This window comes from bacterium, assembly GCA_040753555.1.
In the GTDB taxonomy this organism is placed as follows: Bacteria; UBA9089; UBA9088; order UBA9088; family UBA9088; genus JBFLYE01.
In genome coordinates, this window is record JBFMDZ010000128.1 from 1 (window position 1) to 6,310 (window position 6,310).

Annotated in this window: 5 protein-coding genes and 1 pseudogene; all 6 read right to left on the reverse strand. The window is 35.4% G+C overall.

Going from position 1 to position 6,310, the window contains the following annotated elements:
• Positions 1–134: 134 nt before the first annotated feature.
• A complete protein-coding gene (locus tag AB1630_09565) occupies positions 135–1,574 on the reverse strand; it encodes a hypothetical protein (protein ID MEW6104037.1) in 1,440 nt (479 codons plus the stop codon).
• A 59-nt stretch (positions 1,575–1,633) separates the two neighbouring features.
• A complete protein-coding gene (locus tag AB1630_09570; GenBank protein MEW6104038.1) occupies positions 1,634–2,530 on the reverse strand; it encodes a transglutaminase-like domain-containing protein in 897 nt (298 codons plus the stop codon).
• Positions 2,531–2,533: 3 nt separating this feature from the next.
• Entirely contained in the window at positions 2,534–4,633 is a 2,100-nt protein-coding gene (locus AB1630_09575) for an SUMF1/EgtB/PvdO family nonheme iron enzyme (GenBank protein MEW6104039.1), read from the reverse strand.
• 86 nt (positions 4,634–4,719) lie between these two features.
• Positions 4,720–5,137, reverse strand: a pseudogene (locus AB1630_09580) (four helix bundle protein).
• Positions 5,138–5,253: 116 nt separating this feature from the next.
• Complete coding sequence (locus tag AB1630_09585; protein MEW6104040.1) at positions 5,254–5,643, reverse strand: hypothetical protein; 390 nt, start codon at positions 5,641–5,643, stop codon at positions 5,254–5,256.
• Positions 5,636–6,310: triple tyrosine motif-containing protein (locus tag AB1630_09590; GenBank protein ID MEW6104041.1), on the reverse strand; the 675-nt coding region annotated here is incomplete at its 5' end. The genes AB1630_09590 and AB1630_09585, both read right to left, overlap by 8 nt.

Consider the following 6,310-nt stretch of genomic DNA (forward strand, 5'->3'; position numbering starts at 1 on the left):
TACCTTCCAGCATCATTTAGTTTGTTACCTCCCTAAATGTGGAATTAAGTATTGGGCTAGTGGCTAACCTTTGCCCAAGTTGGACTTTCACCAACAAGAACCAATACGCTTTGCTTGGCACACTCATTTTTTATTCACCTCCTTTTAAAAATAACAATACCATAATTTCCATCACGAGGTTTTGTTTTAAAGTTCCTTATTCCAATAACATGCTTTCCGTCAGGAGTTATTTTTACAGGAAAGATTCCTTTTAAATCTTTTATATATGTTTTTAATATAACTTCACCTGATTTATTGAAAATATAAGCAGCGGGTGTATACTCAGAATAAGGTATTTTTTTAATCCGAAAATCTACAACTATATATTCAGCGTTTGAAGAAAGACTAATTTCTCCACTACATCCTATTGCCGTATCTTCATTTTTCCATTTCCACACCAATCTCCCTGTCTCTGTCTCAAACAAATACACATTATGATAATCCCCAACCCCTAGATAATCTCCTTCTGGAGAGAAGGAAATGGCAAGTTCTCCAGGTTGAACATTATATTCCCAAAGGAGCTTTCCATCCCTTGAGAATAGAGAGATTGTATTTCTTCCCACACCATCAAGGACTAATAAGGATTTATCATCTATGCCCATTTCTTTAAGAAGCTTTTCGTATGCTTTATCATAGTTCTCCTTAGTCCAAAATTGATCTCCTTCTCTTAATTCTCCTCTATCAAGCATTCTTTCCAATTCTTTCTCTACCTTCTTTAGCCTTTCTTCATAATCAGGGGGATGGCTAAGGTATCCCCTTCCCCTGAAACAGCTTACCACAATGAACCTTCCATCAGGGGACACCCTTATCTTATCAAGAGAATGCACCATCTCTTTAGGAACAAGCCTGTGTTTGAATAATTCCCTTCCTTCCTTTGAGAATGCAAGAACCTCTCCATCATCCCAGGTTGCAAATGTCTCTCCATTCTCTGAGAGGGAAAAATGATTCTTCAGACCCCGATTGGCAAAATATCTAGGGGTTATCTCAGTGAAATTCTTTAGGTTTCCTTCCTCATCATAGAAGTTAAGCCTTGCAATAAAATATCTTTTTCCATCTTTATTCTTTTCGTTCCTGGTTTCCCAACTTACTATGCTTCCTATATTAGAAAGACAAAGAACACTACCTCTAAAGGTCTTGGGAGAAAGGAGATTTCCCTTCCATAGCCTTTTGTTTTCCCTTGTCTTTATTTCATTTCCAGAAACAATATATTCCCCATTCTCTGAGACAAGGAAGCCTTCCTTTATCTCTTTCTCAATATTTCCCTTCTCATCAAAGATTCTTACCCCCTTTCCTGGAATTGTTATTGCCCTTATGGGAAAGATAGGCTCATCAAGAGAAAGCTTGGAAGCTTTTCTTATTCTTTCAATATCCTCCCTTGATGTAGCTAAACCTATATTTACAAACCCTAGATCATCAACAATCCTTTCCTTAAACCTAATCTCCTTAACCAGCTCAAGGCTTAATTTCTCCTCTGCTTGTGCTCTAAAGCCAAGCAATCCCAAGACCATCCCAAAAATCAATGTCTTCTTAAACATTAGACATCACCTCCTAGTTAAAATTTAATAAGGTTTTTCATTCTTTTAAACAACAATTTTCAATCTTTCTCTTCAATAGTTTCAATAACATACGAATTTCCCCATCTTGTTGGACCACGCCATTCTTTATCTAATTTAAATGAACTTCTATAATCCCAACCATCATATAGATATTCATTTCTTACACCCTGCATTTGGATTATCAAACTTCCTCCTGTAAATATCTCTCCATTTCCTGGTGATTCCATAGTTACCCATCCATACCTGGGAATATAGACCTGTTTCCAACGATGCCCTGTATTGGCTACCAATCTTGTAGGAATTCTGTTTAGCCGACATAGAGCAGAAAATAAAATGGCATATTCTGAACAGGAGCCCATCTTCTTTTTTAAGAGAACCTCAGCATTATCCCACATACCATCGTGGAGAAATCTCATATTATTTCTCACATATTTATCTATCTTTGCTATCATAAGATAAGGATTTTTCTCATTGCCGACAGCCTCTTTAGCCGCCATTTTTACAATCTCAGATTCCATACTATACATATCTGAGGAAATGGTGAATTGATGAGCAATCGAGAGAGGAATTTCATTTAATCTTCCAACCTTTTTAGGGTCAATCATAATAAACTGCATTGGCTGGGTTTCAATTGTTGCCTTCCATGTAAAAATATATTCCTTGTGAGGCTTGATTCTTTTTCTATAAAGAATATACCTCTGTCCTTCAATCTTTAATTCCTTATCAGGCATTGGCTTTATCTTTAATCTCAATATCTTTTGACCGTTAATTTCAGGAGGAATAGGTATGCAAAGGCTAAAATTTTCCTCTTCTTCCTCCAGATAAACCAATACATTATGGATATAATTCTTAATAATTTCTCTTTTTTTAGTCTTATACTCCAAAGAGAATGATATTCCTGCCAGCAAAATGATAACAACACAAATCTTTCCCATATTTTACTCCTTATGAATTCCTATATCTTTTATGCACCTAAAACCAATTCCAATGCTATTATAATGAGGAGAGTAATCATAATATCTGTAAGATGACCTGGCATAATAAGGCTCACAGTTATCATACCAATTTCCACCTTTTAAAATGGGATTTTCATCAGAAGAAGGCCATTTTGAATCCGTCCATTCTGATACATTTCCAGCCATATCATAACATCCATAGATGCTTTTGTCTTGAAAAAAGCTTCCTACAGAGGTTGTTGAGGTAGAATAGAGATTAGCTGCTCCATTTTTGTATTCATCTCCCCAAGGATATATCCTTCCTTCTATCCCTCTAGCAGCTTTTTCCCACTCTTCTTCTTTTGGAAGCCTTTTTCCTGCCCATTCAGCATAGACTGAAGCATCATTAAACGAAACATTGACCACTGGGTAGTTTTCTAATCCCAGGGGTATCTTGCCATCTTCCCAAGAAGAAGGTGGAGGATACCCTGTTTCTTTAACAAATCTTTCATATTGCTTATTGGTAACTTCATATTTATCTATAAAAAATGAGTTGACCCATACCTTTCGTATTGGCTTTTCATCATCATCTCCTTGCTCACTTCCCATAATAAATTCACCTGAGGGGATATAAACCATTTTCAATCTAGGGGTATTCTTTTCTTCTTTTGCTCTCTGAAACATAGACCTTTTCTGATATAGCTTTTGAACAAACTTTTCATCCAAGCTTTTAATGTAACGAAAGAGGATATTTTCTATCCTGTTTTGATAAAAAGAAGATTCGTCCTCGCCAAGGATTATAATTCCATTTATTTGATAAATTGAGGTATCTTTGTTATTTGCAGAATCAATTGCTTTTTTATATTCCTTAGCTGCCAATAGATATTTTCCAAGTATTTCATAAATCTCTCCTATCTTGTTATAATAGTATCCTAAGAAGTGGTTATCATATATTCCGTATGGACAAAAATCAGAGTAATCAAAATATTTAATTGCTTTTCTGTATTTGTTGATAGCTTTTCTATATTCTTTTCTCTGACAATATATCTCTGCAATCTTTTGATAATAGTATGATGGGTAGCTATATATATCCTGAGTTATAGACCAATATCTTGAATTTGCCCTTGTATTTTGGTAAAGGCTTTTATATTCAGATTTTCTTACAATTTCAACTGCTTGATAATATAATTTTATTGCTTTTTGCCAGTCACCATTTTCTAAGCTAATCTTTGCCATAGAACTTAATACTCGTGGAAGGCATACAGAAGAAGAATGATTTTTTAAATATTCCTCGTAAGAGTTAATTGCCTTTTGCTCTTTTCCTAAGGATAGATAAAGATTCCCCATTTCCTCTTTTATCCATAATATATACTTAAGATCAGAAAGCTTTGCGGCTAATTCTTTATAGAGACCAATTACCTTTTCTATCCCATATTCTTTGCAACCCAAGGATTTGTAATTATTGCTTAAGAAACAAAGGGCGTCATCAACTGAATTGCTTTTAGGATACATCTTAATGATCTGTTCATATATCTTGTTAGCCTTTTTCCAATCTTTGTTTTGATAGTAATAGGCAATTGTAAGTAATGCTTCATCAGCATATCTTGCCTTTGGATCAATAGCTACTAATTTCTCTGTTATCTCAAATGCATTCTCAGGCTTATTTTGAGCTTGATAGCAGTCATTCAAATGATAATATACCTTAATGACAAATTCTCCATTGGGGTCTAAAGAAATGACTTGGTTAAAGCAAGATATTGCCTCCTCATACAATTTAAGCCTTTTGTATTTCCTTCCCAATTGATACTTATATCTAGCCAAATCCTTTGGATTATTTAAGGTTTGAATTATAGAGATGTCTCTCTGGATTCTATCCAATATCTTCTTTTGTTTTTTTGCTTCAGTTAATGTCATTGTTGCCTCACTAAAGATAACATTTACAATTGGTTCATCAGACTTGTATTCAAAGACCAATGTTGGCTCTATGGTCTTTGTGCCAATTGCTGTCTCTGTCCCCTTTTCATCTGCCCAACCTATCCCAGTAAGCAAGCCTAATGCAATTAGGCAGGCTATTCCTTTACTTCTTAATGTTTGTTTAAACATCTTAAAACACCTCCGTTTATTTAATAATAAATCCCAATGTCCAAATTCAAATGTCCAATAAATGTCCAATGACTCAATGTCCAATATCATTTCAAGATTGATGAGAAAATACGAACCAATTCCTGTGTTTCTTGCCAAAGTTTTCTTGCCTCATCCTTCTTTTCTGGAAGCGCTCTAGCAATCATTCTAAGCCAATGCTTTGTTTCTTTAGTTTCTTTCCAACAGATACTTAACCTATGAAATCTTTTTTTGTGCTTGCTGCACAGCCTCCATATAATTTGCTCCTATGCTCGTTCCAGCTCTAACAATCTGGCTAATCAATGGGATAGTGACTACATCTTTTGGTAACGATTTTGCAAAATCTATGATTGCTTCTCCAAACAGAGCGGTGCGTTCTTCCAGATCATATCTTATTTGGTCATTGGACATTGGGATTTTGTTTGTCATTGGGATTTGGTCATTGGACATTTTTAGTTCCTGCTTTGGATTTAGTGCTTCTTTCATTTTCTTAAGCTAATTTTAACAACACTTGCTCCTCTTTGTCAAACAAATTTTTTGCCTTTTATTTAAACCTTTACCTCACTTCTGACTCCTGACTCCCGACTCTTGACTTCTAACTTTCATTCTTGTTTTCCCCCAAGCCCCCTTTCCAAAATATACATTTTGTTATAGTAAATAAAATCGTAGAAGATTAACATTTGTGATTGAGCCATTTCCGGTGCATTTGCCCAAATCTGGTAATCCTCAAGGCTTATCTCTCCAACCGGTATCTTCTTCCTTAAAACAAATGCCTCTATATTTGTTCTATACCTTATCTCATATATCCCCAGAATATCTTTGTTTGTTGGTGTGTAGGTGAATAGATTGGTTGTTTGGGTAGCAATTAGTTTTTTCTCTGGGTTATAAAGCCTTATTGTTTCAGTTGAGCCTAGGGGAATGGTGATGGTTTGTTCTGGCTCTATCTCTTGAATGTCTTTGTTCTTTACAAAGGTAATGAGGTTGTTAATCATAAGTTTTTCTTCTTTTGCTACCTGATTCCTTACTTGAGTAGCAACTCTGGTCTTCCCTCCAGCCATAGGCAGTAAGGCTTCCTGGGAGTATTTGAAAATCCTCTCCATATTGTTGAGCAAAGCAGATGATTGTTCCTCCACCCTTTGCATAGTCTTTTAGCTTCTCTTTGAATGATTGTGTATTTAAGCCATCTAATCCACCGGTAGGAATTAGTAAAATAGGATATTTGGTGAATAAACTTAATTCTCCACTTGGGTCTCTTAGGTTAAATGTTTCCCCTATGTCTTTTAGCATATCACAAACCGCCATTGAAAATCCATTGTTTAAAATAAGAATCTTTGAGTTAAAATCTACCTCTACCTTGTCATAATGGATTGTGCTTACATCCATTGTCTCATCAGGATGGTCACAGCCGGGGGCTTTTACCGTTTTTGACTTTGTTTCTATCTTAAAGGAATAGGTGATATTTCTTTCATTCCCTGCCTCATCTTTTGCCTTAAGGTAAAAGGTATAATCTCCCTCTTCTAGCTCGTATGAGACAGAGGGATTGTTTGAAAAAACCTCGCTTTTTTTCCCAAGGCTATATGAATATGAAAGATTACTTGGTAAAGTTACATTATCGCTTCCTGCCCAGGAAAATGATGCATTTCCTTTGTTTGTGGAAGA